At 65.5% G+C, this 19,141-nt stretch carries 20 protein-coding genes; 14 read left to right on the top strand and 6 right to left on the bottom strand.

Features of this window, described 5'->3' with window-relative positions:
* Positions 1-78 precede the first annotated feature (78 nt).
* From V6M63_RS01745 to V6M63_RS01730, 4 genes are all read right to left on the bottom strand, one after another.
* The gene (locus tag V6M63_RS01745; protein ID WP_332738844.1) at positions 79-507 is read right to left on the bottom strand and encodes a VOC family protein; all 429 of its coding nucleotides are present in this window, start codon (positions 505-507) and stop codon (positions 79-81) included.
* 92 nt (positions 508-599) lie between these two features.
* Positions 600-1,055, bottom strand: coding sequence for a MarR family winged helix-turn-helix transcriptional regulator (locus V6M63_RS01740; protein WP_332738842.1), 456 nt, complete (start codon positions 1,053-1,055; stop codon positions 600-602).
* Complete coding sequence (locus V6M63_RS01735; protein WP_332738840.1) at positions 1,045-1,242, bottom strand: hypothetical protein; 198 nt, start codon at positions 1,240-1,242, stop codon at positions 1,045-1,047. The genes V6M63_RS01740 and V6M63_RS01735 overlap by 11 nt, the downstream gene beginning before the upstream one ends.
* Positions 1,239-2,798, bottom strand: a complete 1,560-nt coding sequence (locus V6M63_RS01730; RefSeq protein WP_332738838.1) for an FAD-dependent monooxygenase — start codon at positions 2,796-2,798, stop codon at positions 1,239-1,241. The genes V6M63_RS01735 and V6M63_RS01730 overlap by 4 nt, the downstream gene beginning before the upstream one ends.
* A 142-nt stretch (positions 2,799-2,940) precedes the next feature.
* Between V6M63_RS01730 and V6M63_RS01725 the strand changes: the two genes are divergently transcribed.
* From V6M63_RS01725 to V6M63_RS01700, 6 genes are all read left to right on the top strand, one after another.
* A complete protein-coding gene (locus tag V6M63_RS01725) occupies positions 2,941-3,855 on the top strand; it encodes a crotonase/enoyl-CoA hydratase family protein (protein WP_332738836.1) in 915 nt (304 codons plus the stop codon).
* A gap of 102 nt (positions 3,856-3,957) precedes the next feature.
* Entirely contained in the window at positions 3,958-4,518 is a 561-nt protein-coding gene (locus tag V6M63_RS01720) for a bactofilin family protein (RefSeq protein WP_332738834.1), read from the top strand.
* Between the two features lie 79 nt (positions 4,519-4,597).
* Positions 4,598-6,274, top strand: coding sequence for an ExeA family protein (locus V6M63_RS01715; RefSeq protein ID WP_332738832.1), 1,677 nt, complete (start codon positions 4,598-4,600; stop codon positions 6,272-6,274).
* A gap of 35 nt (positions 6,275-6,309) precedes the next feature.
* On the top strand, positions 6,310-6,936 hold the full coding sequence (locus V6M63_RS01710) for a general secretion pathway protein GspB (protein ID WP_332738830.1): 627 nt from the start codon (positions 6,310-6,312) through the stop codon (positions 6,934-6,936).
* Between the two features lie 3 nt (positions 6,937-6,939).
* Positions 6,940-7,584, top strand: a complete 645-nt coding sequence (locus tag V6M63_RS01705; RefSeq protein ID WP_332738828.1) for an ABC transporter ATP-binding protein — start codon at positions 6,940-6,942, stop codon at positions 7,582-7,584.
* A 136-nt stretch (positions 7,585-7,720) separates the two neighbouring features.
* On the top strand, positions 7,721-8,116 hold the full coding sequence (locus tag V6M63_RS01700) for a hypothetical protein (RefSeq protein ID WP_332738827.1): 396 nt from the start codon (positions 7,721-7,723) through the stop codon (positions 8,114-8,116).
* A gap of 34 nt (positions 8,117-8,150) precedes the next feature.
* Here the strand turns inward: V6M63_RS01700 and V6M63_RS01695 are convergent, their stop codons facing one another.
* Positions 8,151-9,131, bottom strand: coding sequence for a LysR family transcriptional regulator (locus V6M63_RS01695; RefSeq protein ID WP_332738825.1), 981 nt, complete (start codon positions 9,129-9,131; stop codon positions 8,151-8,153).
* Positions 9,132-9,274: 143 nt separating this feature from the next.
* Positions 9,275-10,438: an acyl-CoA dehydrogenase family protein gene (locus V6M63_RS01690; protein WP_332738824.1), complete on the bottom strand. Its 1,164-nt coding sequence runs from the start codon at positions 10,436-10,438 to the stop codon at positions 9,275-9,277.
* 112 nt (positions 10,439-10,550) lie between these two features.
* Between V6M63_RS01690 and V6M63_RS01685 the strand changes: the two genes are divergently transcribed.
* The 8 genes from V6M63_RS01685 to V6M63_RS01650 all read left to right on the top strand — a co-directional run bounded on the left by V6M63_RS01685 (position 10,551) and on the right by V6M63_RS01650 (position 19,140).
* Positions 10,551-11,756: an acetyl-CoA C-acetyltransferase gene (locus V6M63_RS01685; protein ID WP_332738822.1), complete on the top strand. Its 1,206-nt coding sequence runs from the start codon at positions 10,551-10,553 to the stop codon at positions 11,754-11,756.
* Between the two features lie 19 nt (positions 11,757-11,775).
* The gene (locus V6M63_RS01680) at positions 11,776-13,932 is read left to right on the top strand and encodes a 3-hydroxyacyl-CoA dehydrogenase NAD-binding domain-containing protein (protein WP_332738820.1); all 2,157 of its coding nucleotides are present in this window, start codon (positions 11,776-11,778) and stop codon (positions 13,930-13,932) included.
* A 70-nt stretch (positions 13,933-14,002) separates the two neighbouring features.
* The gene (gene fabG, locus V6M63_RS01675) at positions 14,003-14,746 is read left to right on the top strand and encodes a 3-oxoacyl-ACP reductase FabG (RefSeq protein ID WP_332738818.1); all 744 of its coding nucleotides are present in this window, start codon (positions 14,003-14,005) and stop codon (positions 14,744-14,746) included.
* Positions 14,747-14,877: 131 nt separating this feature from the next.
* Positions 14,878-16,485 carry a sensor histidine kinase gene (locus V6M63_RS01670; RefSeq protein WP_332738816.1) on the top strand — a complete coding sequence of 536 codons (1,608 nt, stop codon included), beginning with the start codon at positions 14,878-14,880 and terminating at the stop codon, positions 16,483-16,485.
* Positions 16,482-16,892: a response regulator gene (locus V6M63_RS01665; RefSeq protein WP_332738814.1), complete on the top strand. Its 411-nt coding sequence runs from the start codon at positions 16,482-16,484 to the stop codon at positions 16,890-16,892. The genes V6M63_RS01670 and V6M63_RS01665 overlap by 4 nt, the downstream gene beginning before the upstream one ends.
* A gap of 52 nt (positions 16,893-16,944) precedes the next feature.
* Positions 16,945-17,898, top strand: coding sequence for a bifunctional helix-turn-helix transcriptional regulator/GNAT family N-acetyltransferase (locus V6M63_RS01660; protein WP_332738812.1), 954 nt, complete (start codon positions 16,945-16,947; stop codon positions 17,896-17,898).
* A gap of 34 nt (positions 17,899-17,932) precedes the next feature.
* Positions 17,933-18,547: a chromate transporter gene (locus V6M63_RS01655; RefSeq protein WP_332738810.1), complete on the top strand. Its 615-nt coding sequence runs from the start codon at positions 17,933-17,935 to the stop codon at positions 18,545-18,547.
* Positions 18,544-19,140: a chromate transporter gene (locus V6M63_RS01650; RefSeq protein ID WP_332738808.1), complete on the top strand. Its 597-nt coding sequence runs from the start codon at positions 18,544-18,546 to the stop codon at positions 19,138-19,140. The genes V6M63_RS01655 and V6M63_RS01650 overlap by 4 nt, the downstream gene beginning before the upstream one ends.
* Position 19,141: the final 1 nt, after the last annotated feature.

The following is a 19,141-nucleotide window of genomic DNA, read 5'->3' as shown; positions in this document are numbered from 1 at the left end:
GCCTGCTCACCCCGGAGCGCGGGTGGATGGAAAACCCACGATTTTACCGGCCCACCCCCTTTTCAGGGCTGTTCAGGGCTACTCATCGGCGTTTTCGCCCTCACAGGGACCACCCCGCCGCACGCAACCCTCGCCTTCCTGCACCAAGGCCATGATGTTCCCTTCCGTGTCCTTGAACCAGGCCGCCCGGGCACCACCGCCGGCGAACACGCTGTTCACCGTCTTCACCTGCGGGGTGTCGTACTCCTCGAACACCACACCACGACCTTTCAGCCAGACCACCGCAGCCTCGATGTCATCCACCTGCCAGAAGGCGCAACTGGCCTTGTTGGTGCCTGCGCCTGGTGAGGGGTACATGAAGAACGCAGTGCCGTTGCCACAGGTGTAGTGTCTGCCCGGGCCTTGCGGCTTGCCAGGCGCCAGGCCCAGCGTGTTCTCATAGAACCGGCGGGCGCGTTCCAGGTCATGAACGGGAACGTAAGAAACCAGGGGCGCGTTCTGCAGCATGTGTGTTCTCCTTGAATCCAGACGACCGCACGCCCACTTCAACTGCTTCGGCCCAAGCTGCCAGTCCGGGGTTTTTTATAAACCGAAGTGGCTCAATCGCAGACACCTTCCTTGAAGGAATGCGCTATCAGGCGGTCAAAAAATGTTTCCAACTGTCGCTGTTCGTTCGCGGACAGGCAGCCAAAGATGTCGGCATTGCGTTGCGCGATCAGGCGCATCACGCGCTTCCAGAGCGCCCGACCGCTGCGTGTGGGCGTGAGCACCACGCCACGCGCGTCCACATCGCTGGCCGACTTGAGCACCAGCTCGCGGTCAACCAGCATCTGCGCGGCCCGACTGGCCTGGGCCTTGTTCAGGTTGGCGCGCGCGGCCAGGTCGTTCACCGACAGCGGCGCGAATTCACCGATCGCGGCGAGGCACCGCGCCTCGCCCACCCCCAACCCCATCGCAGCGTAGGCCTCGCTGCTGTGGCGGTCTGTGATCTTGTTGAGCTTGTGCAGGCGGTAGGTGAGGAAGGCCTGCAGCGAAGGGGGGGTCTCAGCGCCCATCGGCATCCCCTTCATCGCTTTGTGCCAGCGCATTGGCGATCAGCGGCAGCACCTGGTCGGCGCGCTCGAAACGGCTCATGAGGGAGAGGCACAGCATGGCCAGCAGCATCGGCGCGCGCGCCTCGCCCACTTGCGCGAGTGCCTCGCACACGGCGCTGTAGCTCTGGTCCAGATCGGTATCGGTCATGCGATCACTCCGGTGTCTTTCAGTGCCGCCAGCAGCGGCGCGGGATCGAGGCCGAGCCAGCGGCCCATCACGTAACCATCCGGGCGCACAAGCACCAGTGCGGGCTGCCCGGGGCCGTGCAGGCCATAGCGCTGCCAGGCCTGGCCCAGGGTGTCGACCTCGGGCGGGAGTTCGAGCAATGCCACGCCAATGTCGTGCAGATCGGGGCCGGCACCGCCGAAAGCCAGGCACACGAAACCGTGCCCGAAATGGCGGCTCAGATGAAGGGCGCCTTGCAGCAGCGCTTCCGGCGCCGGCGCGCCTGGCACGGCCTGGTCGTGGACCCACCCGCTGGCCTGCACCGCATTGAGCGGCGAACCCACATAGGTGATGGGCGAGGACTGGCGCGGGTTGATCAGCGAGCGCACCTGCTCGTCGCTCACCGCCAGGCGCAGCGTGGCTTCGCGCATCCACTGGTAGGCAAAGTTCGGCGGCGCCATGAATTCGGTGCTCTTGGCGCCGTAGGCGATGTTCTCGCGCGCGGCGTGCACGCGCTCGGTGGAGTACGAATCCAGCAAGCCCTCGGGCGACTGGCCGCGCACCACCCGGGCCAGCTTCCAGGCCAGGTTGCCCGCGTCGTCCAGCCCCGAATTGAGGCCGCGAACACCGAAGATGGGCACCAGGTGCGCCGCGTCGCCCGCGAACATCACACGTCCATGCCGGTAGCTGGGCAAGGTGAGGCACTTGGCGTTGTAGATCGAGATCCACAGCGGCTCCCAGGGCTCGGTCTCGCCAATCATGGCCAGGTGGCTCTGCACGCGCGGCAACACGTTCTCGGGCTTCACCGCCTCCAGCGGGTCTTCGTCGTCGCGGATCTGGTAGTCGATGCGCCAGACGTCGTCGGGCTGGCGGTGCATGAGGATGGTGGAGCCGGGGTTGGACGGCGGGTCGAACCAGGCCAGGCGCTCCACCGCGCGCCGGGTCTTCTGCACCACGTCCACGATCACGTACTTGCCGTCGTACTGCGTGCCTTCGAGCTGCAGGCCGAGCTGCTCGCGCACCGTGCTGCGTCCGCCATCGCAGGCCACCAGCCAGTCGGCGCGCACGGTGTGCATCCCGTCGGACGTGCTCACCACCACATCAACCCCGTCGGCATGGGGTCTCACGCCGGTCACGCGGCTGGCCCATTGCACCTGCGCCGGTTCAACAGTGGCCTGAGCCGCACGGTGCGCGAACTCTTCCACGTAGAACTGCTGGATGTTCACCATGGGTGCGAAGCGCTGCGTGGGCTCGCTCGGCATCTGGAAATGCAGCACCTCGTTGTGGCGCCAGTAGCTGCGCCCACCCACCCAGCTCAAGCCCTTGGCGACCAGCGCCTTGTCGGCTCCCACCCAACCCAGGATCTCCTGCGAGCGGCGCGACATGCAGATGGCGCGACTGCCGCTGCAGTAGCCCTCGTCATCCTCGATCACGAGATTGGCAATGCCCTGGGCCGACAACAAGGCAGAGAGGGTGAGACCGACGGGGCCACCGCCAGCGATCAGCACGGGAATGGAGGGAGGCAGTGGTTGATTCATGTTGTCAATATGGTTGCGTGCGCAACTTTATCCAGTTTTCGTTGCGCGCGCAACCACATTCAAAGGCCCAATCCACTGTCTCCAAGGCAACCGCCGCGCGCGCACCAGTTGCCTATCATGGAAAAAACACCAGGAGACACCCATGCCCGCTTTCACCACGCTGCGCATCGAAAAGGACAGCGCTCAGCCGCGCATCGCCCGCCTGCTGCTGAACCGCCCCGAGCGGCTCAACGCCATCAACGAGGAGATGCCGCGCGAGATCCGCGCCGCGGTCGACTGGGCCAATGCCGACGACGAAGTGCATGTGATCGTGGTGGAAGGTGCCGGCAAGGGCTTCTGCGGCGGCTACGATCTCTCGTTGTTCGGCGAAGGCGAGATCGACCACCCCTGTCAGCAGGAGCGCGCGCCCTGGGACCCGATGGTCGACTACGCCTACATGAAGCGCAACACCGAGGACTTCATGAGCCTGTGGCGCAGCCCCAAGCCGACCATCGCCAAGGTGCACGGGGCGGCGGTGGCCGGCGGCAGCGACATCGCACTGTGCTGCGACCTGCTGGTGATGGCCGATGACGCGCGCATCGGCTACATGCCCACCCGCGTGTGGGGATGCCCCACCACCGCCATGTGGACCTACCGGCTGGGCGCCCTGCGCGCCAAGGAAATGATGTTCACCGGCAATGTGATCGACGGCCGCACCGCTGCCGCCTGGGGTCTGGCCAACGAAGCCGTACCCGAGCATCGACTGGAAGCCGTCACGATGGCGCTGGCCGAGCGCATCGCCGGCGTACCGCGCTCACACCTGGCCATGCACAAGATGGTGGTCAATCAGGTGATGCTCACCATGGGCCTGGAGCAGACGCAGATGATGGCCACGGTGTTCGACGGCATCACGCGCCACAACCCCGAAGGCGTGTGGTTTCGTCGCCATGCGCAGGAGGCTGGTTTCAAGGACGCGGTGCGGTGGCGCGACAGCGGCAAACCGATTCCTGAGGGCGACGAGGCACGCGCCCTGATCCGCGAAGTGGAATTGCGCAAGCCCTCTTCATCGGAGAAATGAAACAGCGTGTACGGTTCATCTCGTTACCCCTCTTACCGAACCGACCCGAATGTAAGCCGCACCACCCTTAGCATGACTGCTTCACTTTTTGAAGGAGCTGGCATGGCACTGCACTTTGGCAAACGCGACATCGATCAACCCAAAACCTTGAACACCGGCATGGCCACACCGCGCTACGGACAAGCCACCGGCGGTTCTGCCGCGCAGCCCCAACCCGCCCCGGCATCACAAGCCTCGCAGATCACGCCCGACGTGGACCTCACGCCCAGCACCAAGTCGGCCGGCGCGTCGCCCGAAGGCGGCAGCAAGCTCACCGTGGGCCCCAACATCAAGCTCAAAGGCGTCGAGATCACCGATTGCGACACGCTGGTGGTCGAAGGCATGGTGGAGGCCACCATGGACTCGCGCGTGATCCAGATCGCCGAGCAGGGTGAATTCAAGGGCTCGGCCGAGATCGACATCGCGGAAATCCGCGGTGTGTTCGACGGCAACCTGACCGTGCGCAACAAGCTGGTGATCTACTCCACCGGCAAGGTGACCGGGCGCATCCGTTATGGCAAGGTGGTGATCGAAGAAGGCGGCCAACTCTCTGGCGACATCGAATGTTCGGTGGCCGCGGGCAGCAAGGTCGGCAGCAAACACGCGATGGCCCTAGCGGCCTGATTTCACCCGCCGGCAAGGCGGCAGGATCAGCGATCCCGCCGTCTTCGCCTGTGCGTGGGACGGCGGTATGCTCAAAAGCATGTACGCCGAGTTTTTCGGGCTCCAGCAGAGCCCGTTTTCCATTGCTCCGGACCCGCGCTATCTCTTCATGAGCGAGCACCACCGGGAAGCCTTGGCGCATCTGCTCTACGGCGTTCGGGGCGATGGTGGTTTCGTGCTGCTCAGTGGCGAGATCGGTGCCGGCAAGACCACGGTCTGCCGCTGCTTTCTGGAGCAACTGCCCGCAGCCTGCCGGGTCGCCTACATCTTCAACCCCAAGCTCACCGTCGGTGATCTGCTCAAGACCATCTGCAGCGAGTTCCACGTCGAGGTGACCCACGAAGGCTTCGATCCGCCCACCGTCAAGGATCACCTCGACCCGCTCAATACCTACCTGCTGGCCAGCCACGCCCGGGGCGAGCGCAATGTGCTCATCATTGACGAAGCCCAGAACCTCACACCCGATGTGCTGGAGCAGTTGCGCCTGCTCACCAACCTGGAAACCAGCGAACGCAAGCTGCTGCAGATCATCCTGATCGGCCAACCCGAGTTGCGCACCCTCCTGGCCACACCCGAACTGGAACAGCTGGCCCAGCGGGTGATTGCGCGCTTTCATCTCGGCACCCTCGACAAGGCCGAGACCCAAAAATACATCGAGCACCGCATGCAGGTGGCGGGACTGAGCGGGCCACTGCCTTTCTCGAAACAGGCGGTGGCGCGCATCCACGCACTGACCCGGGGTGTGCCCCGGCGCATCAATCTGCTCTGCGACCGCGCGCTGCTGGGCGCATATGCCCGTGGTGTGCCCCACCTGACAGCGTCTGTGGTCAACCAGGCCGCGCGCGAAGTGTTCGAAGGCGACGCGGCCAGCCCTGCGGCGCATGCCACGCGGGGGCACGCGCAGACCTGGCCGGCGTGGCTGGGCACGCTGGGCGCGGGGGCGCTGGGCGGCGCCTTGGTGGCGGGCGCGTTGTTCTGGTGGGGGAACACCACCCAGCCAGTTCTGCGCCCCACGGTGCAGCCAGCCGTCGCGGCGGTGAGCGCGCCCGACGAAGTGCCCGTCCCAGCCGCTGTCGAGCAACCCGCCTCGACGCAGGCGACGGCCTTGGCGGTGTCGGACACCGTACCCGACCTCGAGGCACTCATCGGCAACGAGGCCCTGGCCTGGCGCGAACTCGGGCCCCTCTGGGGCCAAGCCCTCGCCGACGGCGAAGCCTGCGCCAACGCCTTGCAACACCAGCTTCAGTGCTACCGCACCGACCGCATGACGATCCACGGCCTGCGCCAGCTCAACCGCCCGGGCATCCTCACACTGCGGCTGCGTGGGCAAGGCACTGCACGGGCCTTGCTCACCGCCATGACGGACGACAGCGCCACGCTGCAGTCTGGTGAGCAACGCTGGCGACTGCCCCTCGCGACCCTGAACGACCTCTGGCAGGGTGAGTTCGCCACCCTGTGGCGAACACCACCAGGGCAGACGGGCCGACTGGTGGATGGGCGCGCGGGAGCCGCGGCCGAGTGGCTGGACACGCGCATCGCCGATTTGCAGGCCCATGGGCACGTTCCACCATCAGCCAACAACCTCAATGCGCGTATCCAGGCGTTTCAACGATCACGAGGTGTGGAGGCCGTCGGCGTGGCCGGGCCGCTCACCTTCATGCAGGTGAACCTCGCCAGCGGTGTGGACGAGCCCCGGCTCGTGGTGTCGCAACCCTGACGGCTGGCCGCGCCACCCCACTTCAACCCTACCGCATGTCTTACATCCTCGACGCACTCCAACGGGCCGAAGCCGAGCGCGATCGGGGCCGCGTACCCGGGCTCAAGAGCGGCCTCGTTTCGCCCGACCGGGCGGCGAGCAGGCACGCCGCAGCCCCGCGCCGCTGGCGCGCCGTGGGGGGACTGGTGGTCGCCCTCGCCGCCCCCGCGGCCTGGTGGTGGGGCGCCGGCACCGGCGAGCCCGAGACCCGGCCCATCAGCCAACCGATCGGGGCGCCGGCGCCGCTGGTGGCGCCCCGGACAACCAGCCCCCTGCCGGCCGAGCCCACGGTGCCAGCGCGTGCGCCCGAACAAGCCGCTGCACCGGCGTTGCCCATACTCGCACCCGCGCGACCGACCACCCCACCGCCCGCGGTCGAACCCACCGTTCGCGCGGACGTACCCACCTTCGGCCAACTCTCGCCCGAGGCCCGTGCGCAGCTTCCCGGCGTCAATGTGAGCGGCTCCACCTGGTCAAAAAACCCGGCGCTGCGCACCCTGATCGCCAATGGCAAGGTCGTGCAGGAAGGCCAGGACATCGCACCCGGTTTGCGCCTGGAAGCCATCGGCCCGCGCAACGCCGTGCTCAACCACCAGGGCCTGCGCTACAGCATCGGCTACTGAACAATGACACCCACCACCCACGTCCCCGTGCTGGAAGTCACCGGCCTGCATTTCGGCTGGCCAGGCATCCCCCTGTTTCAAGGTCTGAGCCTGCAGCTGCCCGCCGGCGTCTCGGTGGTGCACGGCGAGGAAAGCAGTGGCAAGACGACACTCTTGAGACTGCTGGCAGGCGACCTGCGCGCCGACAGCGGTGCCTTCGTGCTGCGCAACACCCCTCTGCAAACACACGCCGATGCCTACCGGGCGCAGGTGTTCCGCACCGAGCCGCGCAGCGATGCGCTCGATGCGGTCAGCGCGCGGGCGTGGTTCGCCACACTGGTATCGCGCTACCCCGGCTTCGACCTGGGCAGTGCGCAAGACCTCGCGCGAGGCTTCGCGCTGGATCCCCACATCGACAAGCCGATGTACATGCTGTCGGCCGGCAGCAAACGAAAAGTCTGGCTGAGCGCGGCGTTTGCGGCAGGCACCGCCCTCACACTGATCGACGAGCCGTTTGCGGCGCTGGACATGAGCTCCATCCGCTTTCTCAACGCCTTGCTGCAGGAGGCTTCGCAGCACACCGATCGCGCCTGGGTGCTGGCCGACCACACACCCCCCGAGGACCTTGCGCTGAAGACCCGACTGGTGCTTGGCGACGGCCAGTCCTAGCCGCGCTTTGCCCGACGGCGTGATTGATTTTCGCTATTCATTTCCCCGAAAGCGCTATCGTTATCTTCGAAATGGACGCCTGAGCGGCGCTTTCCTAAATTCCTCCCATCGACAACGCAGTCAATGGAGGAAGTTCATGGCACACCAAGACCCACCGCGCGGTGCTCACCGCCTTCTCGCACAACCGTCTTTTTCCTGTTTCGATCCCGTCCCCGGCTCGGCAAGACAGGTCAACAACACCAGCTTTCGAGAGTGGCTCAGAAGGATCACGTCCAGCGAGCACGAATCGATGCGGGTGGCGTGTGAGCACATCCGGCTCGAACGACTCAAGAAGCTGCTGGGAACGATGCTCGGGGCGCACATCGCGGACATGTCCCGCCGCGACCTTCGGCTCTACCTGAAACTGATCTCGGCCTCGCAGCTCGCCACCATTCGGGACCTGCGCTTCGAGTGCTTTGACCTCATGTGCAGAAAGATCAGCGAACCTGTCGCCGTGCAGAGACTGCGCGAGATGGATGCGCTGCTGGGGTGATGGCGGCTCTCGCAAACCGCGCACACGACGCGTCTCACGGAGCGCGGGAGATGATCTCTCGGCTGGCGACCTGCGCACCTTCCTCCGAGCCGCCCGCAAGGAACTCACGCAACTGCAAGCGCATCCACCGATGGGGTTTGCTGTTGTGGGTGCGCTGGTGCCAGATCATGTTGACAGGCATGGTGGGCCAGTTGAAGTCGGTGGGCAAGGGAATGCACCGGATCTTCGGATTTCCCCGCACCAGGTGTCTGGCCTGTTGCGGGCTGGTGGTCACCAGCCGGTCGGTGCGACCCAGCAACTCCGAACACAGGTGCCAGGAATTCACGATGGTCGTCCTTCGTGGCGCAAAGCCCCGTGCTTCAAGCTCCAGGTCGATGGGGCTGCGGCGCCCGCCGTGGCGCTTGAGGAAGGTGATCAACAGGTGCTCCTCGGCCTGGTATTGATCCAGCGTGAGCGCGTCGCCGATGCGCGGATGGTCCACATTCACGCAACAGTGCGTGATCTCGAAGTGCTTGACGGTTTCCACGTACAGATCGCGCGCATCGCCCGGTGGCTCGTAGTGGCTGCAGACCACGTCCACATCACCAGCGCGCAAGGCTTCCACGTCCTGGGGCCCGTTGGCAGGCGCATGAATGTCCAGGCTCAGACTGGGCGCCTTGCGCAGGATGCTGCGATACAACTCCGCCAGCTCGGTTTCGCCGAAAGCGTCGTAGCACGACACGATGACGTGCGCATCGCATTGCAGCGGATCAAACGCCCAGGCGCCATTGCTCACGTCCTTCCACAGACCGACCATCTGCTGGAACACGGCAAATGCGCCATCGGCGTAGGGCGTGAGCTGGTATCGGTTTTTTTCGCGAACGCACAAGTCGTCGTTGAGCACATTGCGCAGGCGGGTGAGCGCCTGGCTGGCTGCCGACGGCGTGATGTTCATGCGCGCAGCAGCCTCGGTGAGGCTCTGACTCTCGATGAGTTCGCAGAACAGCGCCAGTTGTTTGATGTCGACGTTTTTCACCTTCCACCCTCCCCAAGTCAAAAAGCGACCACATCATACTTTTCAACTACAAATCATGGCTTGGCGAGAACAAATCGAGTGCGAAATATTTCCGATGATCGATGCAAGGAGCGTCGTGATGTGCCGACGCCCGCACAGGGAACTCAGCGCCCGCCCAGACCCATGCCGCGCGAGATCACCTCCTTCATGATCTCGTTGGTGCCACCATAGATGCGCTGCACGCGCGCATCGGCGTAGGCACGGGTGATGGGGTATTCCCACATGTAGCCGTAGCCGCCGAACAGCTGCACGCACTCGTCCATCACCTTGCACTGCAAGTCGGAGCACCAGTACTTGGCCATGCTGGCGGTGGCGGTGTCGAGCTTGTCCACGTTCACCAGTTCGCAGCATTTGTCCACGAACACGCGCGCCACCTGCACCTCGGTCTGCAGCTCGGCCAGCTTGTAGCGCGTGTTCTGGAACGCGGCCACCGGCTGGCCGAACACCTTGCGGTCTTTGGTGTACTCCACCGTCCAATCGATCGCGGCCTGCGCCGCTGCCACCGCGCCGATGGCGATCTGCAGCCGCTCCCAGGGCAACTGCTCCATGAGGCAGATGAAGCCACGGTTTTCGTGTGCCGCACCGCCCAGCAGGTTCTCGGCCGGCACCTTCACGTTGTCGAAAAACAGCTCGGAGGTGTCTTGCGCCTTCATGCCCAGCTTCTTCAGGCGCTTGCCTTTCTCGAAGCCCGGCATGCCGCGCTCCACCAGCAGCAGGCTGGTGCCTTTGGCACCCGCGCTCGGGTCGGTCTTGGCGACCACGATCACCAGGTCGGCGTGCCAGCCGTTGGTGATGAAGGTCTTGCTGCCATTGAGCAGATAGCTGCCATCGGCCTGTTTGATGGCCGTGGACTTCACGCCCTGCAGGTCGCTGCCGGCAGCGGGTTCGCTCATGGCAATGGCACCCACCATCTCGCCGCTGGCGAGCTTGGGCAGGTACTTCTGCTTTTGCGCTTCGGTGCCGTAATGCAGGATGTAGGGCGCCACGATCTCGCTGTGCAGGCCGAAGCCGATGCCGCTGAAACCGGTGCGCGCGATCTCCTCCATCTGCACCACCGAGTACAGCTTGTCGGCTTCAGAGCCACCGTAGGCCTCGGGCAAGGTCATGCACAGAAAGCCGTTTTCGCCGGCCTTGCTCCACACCGCGCGATCCACGTAACCTTGCTCTTCCCAGGCCTCGTGGTGCGGTGCGATCTCTTTCTCGATGAACTTGCGAAAGCTGTCGCGGAAGGCCTCATGGTCGGTGTTGAACAGGGTACGTTCGATCATGGCGGTGTCACCTATCAGACTGGAAAAATGGGAGCAGAAGGAATTTGACAAAGCAGTTGCTTGGCAAAAGTCTATACTGATTCGCGGCATCCGCCTTCCCCCAGGAGACTCCATGAGCGAAGCATTCGTATTCGATGCCGTGCGCACGCCGCGCGGCAAAGGCAAGAAAGACGGCAGCCTGTACGAGGTCAAGCCGATCGACCTGCTCGCCGGTGTGTTGACCCACCTGCAGCAGCGCAACGGTTTCGACACCGCGGCGGTGGACGACGTGGTCATGGGCGTGGTCTCTCCGATCGGCGAGCAGGGCTCGGTGATCGCCAAGGTGGCCGCGCTCAAGGCTGGCTGGGACTGGCGCTGCTCGGGCGTGCAGCTCAACCGTTTTTGCGCTTCCGGCCTCGAAGCCGTGAACATGGCGGCGATGAAGGTGAAGAGCGGCTGGGAAGACCTGGTGGTGGCGGGCGGCGTGGAGAGCATGAGCCGTGTACCGATCGGGTCCGATGGTGGCGCCTGGGCGCAGGACCCGCAGACCAACAGCGACACGCTGTTCGTGCCGCAGGGCATCGGCGCGGATCTGATCGCCACGCTCGAAGGCTTCACCCGCGACGACGTGGATGCCTTCGCACTCGAATCGCAGAAGCGCGCGGCGGCTGCGCGCGCCGCAGGCCATTTCAAGGGCTCGGTCGTGCCGGTCACCGATTTCCTGGGCCAGACCATCCTGGACGAAGACGAGTTCATCAAGCCGCACACCACCATGGACGGCCTGGCCGCGCTCAAACCCGCGTTCGAGCAACTCGGCGGCATGGGGTTTGATTCGGTGGCGCTGCAGCGCTACCCGCAGGTCGAGCGCATCCACCACGTGCACCACGCGGGCAATTCTTCGGGCATCGTCGACGGCGCCACGGCCGTGCTGATCGGCAGCGAGGCCGCAGGCAAGACGCACAAGCTCACGCCGCGCGCGCGCATCGTCTCGGTGGCGCTCTCGGGCGCCGACCCCACCATCATGCTCACCGGCCCCATGCCCGCGGCGCGCAAGGCGCTGGCCAAGGCGGGCCTCACCATCGACCAGATCGACCTGTTCGAGGTGAACGAGGCCTTTGCCGCCGTGCCCATGAAGTTCATGAAGGAGATGGGCGTGCCGCACGAGAAGGTGAATGTGAACGGCGGCGCGATCGCCATGGGCCATCCACTCGGTGCAACCGGCGCCATGATCCTGGGCACGCTGGTGGACGAGCTGCACCGCCGCCAGCTGCGCTACGGCCTGGCCACGTTGTGCGTGGGCGGGGGAATGGGAATAGCCACGATCGTCGAGCGTGTCTGAACAGGAAGCCGATCACCACATGAAAACCATCCGCTACGAACTGCACGAAGGCATCGCCACCCTCACCTTCGACGAGCCCGGCTCGCCAGTGAACACCATGTGCGCCGACTGGCAGCGCGACCTGACCACCGCCACCGGCCTGGTGGTGCGCGACAAAGGCTTGATCAAAGGCATCATCCTCGCGTCGGCCAAGAGCACCTTCTTCGCTGGCGCCGACCTCAAGAGCACGATGCGCCTGACACCGGCCGACGCGCCGCGCGTCTTCGCCGAGATCGAGCAGACCAAGAAGAACTTCCGCACGATCGAGACGCTGGGCGTGCCGGTGGTGAGCTGCATCAACGGCGCGGCCCTCGGCGGCGGCTGGGAAGTGGCGCTCGTGGGTCACCACCGTGTGGCGGCCGACGACCCCAGGATCCAGCTCGGCCTGCCCGAGATCACGCTCGGCCTCATCCCCGGCGCCACCGGCATCACCAAGATGACACGCCTGCTCGGCCTGATGGGCGCGCAGCCTTTCATTCTGGAGAGCAAGCTGTTCAATCCGCGCGAAGCGCTCGAACTCGGCCTCGTGCACGAGCTGGTGCCGGCCAACGGAGCCGACCTGGCGGCCTCCTTGCGCACCACAGCCCTCCTGTGGATCACGGCCAACCCCAAGGCGCAACACCCCTGGGACGCCAAGGACTACAAGATCCCGGGCGGCACTCCGGCCAACCCCAAGATCGCCGGCATGCTGACCGTGGCCCCGGCCATGCTCAAGCAGAAAACGCGCGGCCTGTACCCCGCGCCTGAAGCCGCGTTGGCGGCCATGGCCGAAGGCGCGATGGTGGACTACGACACCGCCACGCGCATCGAGAGCCGGTACCTGGCCAGGCTCATCGTGAGCCCGGTGGCCAGAAACATGATCAACACGTTCTTCTTCAACATGAACGCGATCAAGAGCGGGCAGTCGCGCCCGAAGGATGTGCCGCGCTACAAGCCGAAAAAGGTCGGCATTCTCGGCGCCGGCATGATGGGCGCGGGCATCGCATACACCCAGGCCAGCCGCGGCATCGACACCGTGCTGGAAGACGTAAGCCTGGAAAACGCCCAGCGTGGCAAGCTCTACAGCGCGCGGCTCACACAGACGCGCGTGGACCAGGGGCGCATGAACCCCCAAGACCAGCAGGCGCTGCTCGAACGCATCAGGCCCACCGCCTATCCGTCGGACCTGCAGGGCTGCGACCTCATCATCGAGGCCGTGTTCGAGAACCGCGAACTCAAGGCCACCGTCACACACGAAGCCGAGCCCATGCTGGCCCCGGGTGGCTTCTTCGCCAGCAACACCTCGACCTTGCCCATCTCCAGCCTGGCCCAGGCCAGCATCAACCCAGCCAAGTTCATCGGCATCCATTTCTTCAGCCCTGTGGACAAGATGAGGCTGGTGGAGATCATCCGCGGCAAGGAAACGGACGACGAGACGGTGGCGCGCGCCTACGACTACGTGCAGGCACTGGGCAAGCTGCCCATCGTGGTGAACGACTCGCGCGGTTTCTACACCAGCCGCACCTTCGGCACCTTCGTCATGGAAGGCGCGGCCATGCTGGGCGAAGGCATTCCCGCGCCGGTGATCGAAAACGCGTCCATGCAGGCCGGCATGCCGGTGGGACCCCTGGCCGTTCTGGACGAGACCGCGCTGTCGCTCTCGGTTCACGTGCTCGACCAGACCCGTGCCGACTTTGCCGCCGAAGGCAAGGTCTACACCGCCACACCGGGCGAACTGCTGGTCGAGCGCATGGTCAAGGAACTCAACCGCGCAGGCCGCGCGGCCGGTGGCGGCTTCTACGACTACCCAGCCGGGCAAAAGAAGACGCTCTGGCCGGAACTCAAACCCCTGTTCGAAAAGTCCGGGCACGCCTGGGACCTGCAGGACATCAAGGACCGCCTGCTCTACCGCCAGGCCGTGGAAACCGCGCGCTGCCTGGCCGAAGGTGTGCTCACCTCCGTGCACGACGGCAACATCGGCTCCCTCTTCGGCATCGGCTTCCCGGCCTGGGCCGGTGGTGCGCTGCAGTTCATCTACGGCATGGGCATCGACGCCTTCGAGCAGCGCTGCGCCGGGCTGGCCGCCCGACATGGCCATGGCTTCGAACTCGACGAGGCCACCGTGCGTGCCATCCGCCACCACCAACCCGTGTACTGAGCGCCCTCATTCCTCTCGCCGGCGGTGGATCCGCCGGCTTTTTTTTTGACTCACTCCTCACCCATCCCACATGAAACGTCTCGAAGGAAAAATCAGCCTCATCACCGGCGCCGCCCAAGGCATCGGCCTGGCCACCGCGATCAAGTTCGCTCACGAAGGTGCCGTGGTCGTCGTCTGCGACGTGAAGCAGGCGGCGGTGGACGCCGCCGTGCAGCAGTGCGAAGCACTCGGCGCCCAGGCGGTGGGTTTCGTGATGGACGTGACCCAGCGCGAGATGGTGGATGCTGTCGTGGCACGGGTGACGGAGCGCTTCGGGCGGATCGACGTGCTGGTGAACAACGCCGGCATCACGCAGGATGCGCGGCTGCAGAAGATGACACTGGAGCAGTTCGACCGCGTGATCGACGTGAACCTGCGAGGCGTGTTCCATTGCGCCCAGGCCGTGACCGAGCACATGACCGCGCAAGGCAGCGGTGTGATCCTCAACGCATCGTCGGTGGTGGGCATTTACGGCAACTTCGGCCAGACCAACTACGCTGCAACCAAGTTCGGCGTGATCGGCTTCACCAAGACCTGGAGCCGCGAACTCGGCCCCAAGGGCATTCGCGTCAACGCCGTGGCGCCTGGCTTCATCGCCACCTCCATCCTCAGCACGATTCCGGAGAAGGTCATCACCGAGATGGAGCACCGCGTGCCCCTGCGCCGCCTCGGTCAGCCTGAAGAGATCGCCAACGTGTACGCCTTTCTTGCCAGCGACGAGGCGAGCTACATCAACGGCGCAGTGATCGAGGTGTCGGGCGGCATGTCGGTGTAGCCGGCGCGGCTTCACCGTGTGCGCCCTTGGGGGGCGCGTGTCGAAGTGGACGGGCGGCGCTATATCGCGGCTCAAAACGGGTGCTGCGCAGGGTGCTGTGTTACAACTTGGCGACCCCTGAAACGCGCACCATGCAGACATTCCCGATCCCGGCCAACGAGGCACAGCGACTGGCCAGACTCCACGGCCTGGGCATCCTGGACACGCTGCCGCAAAAGGCGTTCGACGACATTTCAGCACTGGCCCAGATGATCTGCGGCACCCCGGTGGCGCTCATCACGCTCATTGACCAGGACCGCCAGTGGTTCAAGTCGCGCATTGGCCTGGAAGAGCAGGAAACACCACGGGAAGTGGCCTTTTGCTCACACGCCATCATGGATCCGGAGCAGGTGATGATGGTCGAAAACCTGCAACTGGACCCGCGCTTCAACAGCAACCCGTTTGTGGCCGGCCCCGCCGGCGCGCGCTTCTATGCCGGCGCCCCCATCGTCACCCATGACGGCTTTGCGCTGGGCACGGTGTGTGTCATCGACCTGAAAGCCCGCTCGCTTCAACCCGACCAGCTGGGCGCCTTGCGCCGCCTGGCCAGCCTGGTCACCAGCCTGCTGGAACACGAGTCGGTGCGCCTCGAAGAAGCCCGGCTGCAGCACGAGCAACTCACCGCCATGGCGATTTCCGGTCTGGACCTGCAGGTCTACATCGACACGCAGCACGTCTATCAGCACGTCAACGACACGTTCCTGGCGTACTGGGGTTGTACCCGCGAGCAGATCATCGGACGCAGCGTTGCGGAGCACGTGGGTGAAGAGGCGTTTCGCACGATCATCCAACCCCAGCTGGTGCGCGCATTGGCGGGTGAGCCCGGGTTTTATGCCCGCAAACCGGATTTCCCTGGGCGCGGTCCTCGTCACGTGGAAGTGGCCTTGCTGCCCGTGCGCAACCCCCGGGGGGAGATCACCGGCGCCGTGATGCGGGCCCAGGACGTGCACGAAACCCGGGCGCGCGAAGCACAACTGCAGCAAACGGTTGCATTGCTCGAACAAAAAACCTTGGAGCAGGATCGCTTCATCCACGTCATTTCTCACGACCTGCGCGAACCGATCAACACCGTCAACAACTTCACCTCGCTGCTGGTCGCCGACCATGTGGACGAACTCAGCCCCCCGGCCCAGCGATACCTCTCGTTCGTGCGATCGGGCGGCCAGCGCATGGGATTCTTGCTCGACGACCTGCTGCATTTCGTGCGACTGGGCAACCATGCGGTGCAGCTTCGCCCGCTGGAGGTCTCCCGTTTGATGCACCAGCTTCAGGACGACCTGGCCCCCTTGCTTCAACGCACGGGCGGGCACGTCGAGTGCGCACCACACGCGCCGGTGGTGGCCGACGAACCGCTGCTGCGCATCGTGCTGAAGAACCTGACCTCCAACGGCTTGAAGTTTTCCCGCCAGGGCGTGCCTCCCGTGGTGCGTATCGCGGTCGAAGGGGACGACAGCGGCCACCGGATTCACGTGCATGACAACGGCATCGGCATCGCGGAGGAACACCAGCAAGACATCTTTGACATGTTCAAGCGCCTGCACACGCGCAAGCACTTTGAGGGCTCCGGTCTGGGCCTGTCCGTCTGCCGCCGCGTCGCGCAACTGCACGGCGGCAGCATCAGCGTGCAGTCCACACTGGGTGAAGGCAGCCGCTTCACGCTCCATCTGCCCGCTGCTCCCGCCGCTCCTCAACTGGCATGACCATGACCATGACCGCACCCGAGCGTTTCATCCTCATCGACGACAACGAAGCGGACAACGTCTTCCACGAGATCATGATCCGGCGCGCCGGGTTCACCGGCGACATCCTGGTGTTTGAAAGCGGCATCGAGGCATTGCGCCACCTCAAAACCGATCCCCTCACCCTTCCGACCTGCATCTATGTCGACATCAACATGCCGCTGATGGACGGCTTCGAGTTCGCGCTCGAAGCCACACCTCTGCTGATGGGCAAGCCCGCGGTGGTGGTGATGATGCTGACCTCGTCGGACGCCCCACATGATCGCGAGAAGGCCGCCCAGACGCCGCTCATCCAGGGCTTCGTGACCAAGCCGCTCACGCGCGAGCGGGTGCGCGAAATCCTGCAATCGGGCCCCAGTTTTAACTGACTTTGGCAGGCATTTAGTTGCCATAGTCAATAAAATGCCCGACACTGCGGGCATGCAAGCAGCCGCCTCCTCCACCGCCTCGACACCGGTCGACCCCAGCCAGGTGCGCGCACTGCGCGCCTTCAACCGCTTCTACACCCAGCGCACCGGCCTGCTCGACCCCTATCTGGGCAGCGCGTTTTCCCTCACCGAGGTGCGCGTGCTCTACGAGCTGGCGCACCACGCGCCCTGCGCCGCCAGCGAACTCGGGCGTCGGCTGCTGCTCGATGCGGGCTACCTCAGCCGCATCGTGCGCCGCTTCGTCGATGCGGGCTGGATCACGCGCGCCCCCTCGCCCACCGACGCCCGCCAGCATGCGCTGAGCCTCACACCCGAAGGCCGCGCGGCGTTCGAGCCCCTGCAACAGCGCTCGCGCGAGGAGGCCGCGCGCCTGCTGGCTCCGCTGGCGCCCGAACGGCGGGACACCTTGGTGGCTTCGCTGGCGCGGGTGCAGGCCTTGCTGGACCCCGACGCCGGCCAGCCCTCGCGCACCGCCGTGCTGCGCGACGTGCGAGCTGGCGACATGGGCTGGGTGGTGCAGCAGCATGGCGAGATCTACGCGCGCGAGTACGGCTGGAACAGCGAGTTCGAGGCGCTGGTGGCCGAGATCGTCGCCGGCATGATCCGCCAGCACGACCCGGTGTGGGAACGCGGCTGGATCGCCGAGCTCGATGGCGAGCGCGTGGGTTCAGTCTTCGTGGTGCGCAAGAGCGAGACCGAAGCGCAACTGCGGTTGCTCATCCTCAGCCCCGCCGCGCGCGGCCTGGGCCTGGGCGCGCGCCTCACCGACGAATGCCTGGCCTTCGCGCGCGCCAAGGGCTACCGCAAGATGGTGCTGTGGACCAACGGCAATCTGGCCGCAGCGCGCGCCATCTACGCGCAGCGCGGCTTTGTGCTGGTGCACAGCGAGGCGCACCACAGCTACGGGCACGACCTCGTGGGGGAGACCTGGGAACTCGTCCTCTGAGCCAACCCATGAGCGCAGCACGATAATCGCAGCCATGCCCACAGCCCCTGCCCACCTGCCTGACGACGCCCTCAACCACCCTCAGTCGAAAACCGACCTGTTCCTCTCCTTCACCTGGCTGGCCCTGCAGGGCTTTGGCGGGGTGTTGGCGGTGGTGCAGCGCGAACTGGTGGAGAACAAGCGCTGGATGACGCGCGAGCAATTCGTCGAAGACTGGGCGGTCGCGCAGATCATGCCGGGGCCCAACGTGGTCAACCTCTCCATGATGATCGGCGGGCGCTATTTCGGCCTGCCAGGTGCCATGGCAGCGCTGGCCGGCATGCTGGCTGCGCCGCTCGTGGTCGTGCTGCTGCTGGCGGTGCTCTACGGCAACGTGGCCGACAACCCCGTGGCGCAAGACGCGCTGCGCGGCATGGGTGCCGTGGCCGCCGGCCTGATCACCGCCACCGGCATCAAGCTCATCGCCGCGCTCGGCAAGAACGCGATGGGCATGACGGTGTGCGTCGGTCTCGCGGTGCTCACCTTCATCGCCATCGGCCTGATGCGCTGGCCCCTGCTGTGGGTGCTGCTGGGCATTGGCGGCGCGGCCTGCCTGTGGGCCTATCGCGTGCTGCCCGACGGACCTGCCGACGGGAAGACATTGCCATGAGCATGGCGCCCACCGTTGCCAACTGGCTCGACCTCTTCACCCACTTCGCTTCGCTCTCGCTGCTCGGCGTGGGCGGGGCCATCACCACCGCGCCAGACATGCACCGCTATCTGGTCTACCAGCACGGCTGGCTCAGCGACGCGCAGTTCACCTCATCGATCGCGCTCTCACAAGCCGCGCCGGGGCCCAACGTGCTGTTCGTCGCCCTGCTCGGCTGGAACGTCGGCCTCAACGCAGGCGGCGGCCCTGTTGCTGGTGGACTTGCCTGGGCGCTCGCGTTCCTGGGCGTGGTGATCACCATGGTGGCCATCATGCTGCCCTCGTCCGTGCTCACCTACACCGCCACCCGCTGGGCGCACAAGAACCGCGAACTGCGCGCGGTGCGGGCCTTCAAGACGGGCATGGCGCCGATCGTGATCGCCTTGCTGATTGCCACCGGCTGGCTGCTCACCGGCTCCCACGAGCACCCCGAGCGCGACTGGCCCCTGTGGCTGCTCACCGCCGCGGCCACGCTGCTGGTGTGGCGCACGAAGATCCACCTGCTGTGGATGATCGGTGCGGGTGCGGTGCTGGGGGCGTTGGGCTGGGTGTGAA

Origin of the sequence: Hydrogenophaga sp. (assembly GCF_036675665.1) — a bacterium.
Lineage (GTDB): Bacteria > Pseudomonadota > Gammaproteobacteria > Burkholderiales > Burkholderiaceae_C > Hydrogenophaga.
The sequence above is the reverse complement of the archived record's forward strand: the minus strand, read 5'-3'. Positions and strand labels throughout refer to the sequence as shown.

Bases quoted from the DNA above. Each gene is read 5' to 3' on its own strand.
- V6M63_RS01650 (WP_332738808.1), top strand. From the start codon at position 18,544: ATGAGCATGGCGCCCACCGTTGCCAACTGGCTCGACCTCTTCACCCAC.
- V6M63_RS01745 (WP_332738844.1), bottom strand. From the start codon at position 507: ATGCTGCAGAACGCGCCCCTGGTTTCTTACGTTCCCGTTCATGACCTG.
- V6M63_RS01720 (WP_332738834.1), top strand. From the start codon at position 3,958: ATGGCACTGCACTTTGGCAAACGCGACATCGATCAACCCAAAACCTTG.
- fabG (WP_332738818.1), top strand. From the start codon at position 14,003: ATGAAACGTCTCGAAGGAAAAATCAGCCTCATCACCGGCGCCGCCCAA.
- V6M63_RS01730 (WP_332738838.1), bottom strand. From the start codon at position 2,798: ATGAATCAACCACTGCCTCCCTCCATTCCCGTGCTGATCGCTGGCGGT.
- V6M63_RS01655 (WP_332738810.1), top strand. From the start codon at position 17,933: ATGCCCACAGCCCCTGCCCACCTGCCTGACGACGCCCTCAACCACCCT.
- V6M63_RS01710 (WP_332738830.1), top strand. From the start codon at position 6,310: ATGTCTTACATCCTCGACGCACTCCAACGGGCCGAAGCCGAGCGCGAT.
- V6M63_RS01735 (WP_332738840.1), bottom strand. From the start codon at position 1,242: ATGACCGATACCGATCTGGACCAGAGCTACAGCGCCGTGTGCGAGGCA.
- V6M63_RS01705 (WP_332738828.1), top strand. From the start codon at position 6,940: ATGACACCCACCACCCACGTCCCCGTGCTGGAAGTCACCGGCCTGCAT.
- V6M63_RS01660 (WP_332738812.1), top strand. From the start codon at position 16,945: ATGCAAGCAGCCGCCTCCTCCACCGCCTCGACACCGGTCGACCCCAGC.
- V6M63_RS01715 (WP_332738832.1), top strand. From the start codon at position 4,598: ATGTACGCCGAGTTTTTCGGGCTCCAGCAGAGCCCGTTTTCCATTGCT.
- V6M63_RS01690 (WP_332738824.1), bottom strand. From the start codon at position 10,438: ATGATCGAACGTACCCTGTTCAACACCGACCATGAGGCCTTCCGCGAC.
- V6M63_RS01670 (WP_332738816.1), top strand. From the start codon at position 14,878: ATGCAGACATTCCCGATCCCGGCCAACGAGGCACAGCGACTGGCCAGA.
- V6M63_RS01740 (WP_332738842.1), bottom strand. From the start codon at position 1,055: ATGGGCGCTGAGACCCCCCCTTCGCTGCAGGCCTTCCTCACCTACCGC.
- V6M63_RS01680 (WP_332738820.1), top strand. From the start codon at position 11,776: ATGAAAACCATCCGCTACGAACTGCACGAAGGCATCGCCACCCTCACC.
- V6M63_RS01685 (WP_332738822.1), top strand. From the start codon at position 10,551: ATGAGCGAAGCATTCGTATTCGATGCCGTGCGCACGCCGCGCGGCAAA.
- V6M63_RS01725 (WP_332738836.1), top strand. From the start codon at position 2,941: ATGCCCGCTTTCACCACGCTGCGCATCGAAAAGGACAGCGCTCAGCCG.
- V6M63_RS01665 (WP_332738814.1), top strand. From the start codon at position 16,482: ATGACCATGACCATGACCGCACCCGAGCGTTTCATCCTCATCGACGAC.
- V6M63_RS01700 (WP_332738827.1), top strand. From the start codon at position 7,721: ATGGCACACCAAGACCCACCGCGCGGTGCTCACCGCCTTCTCGCACAA.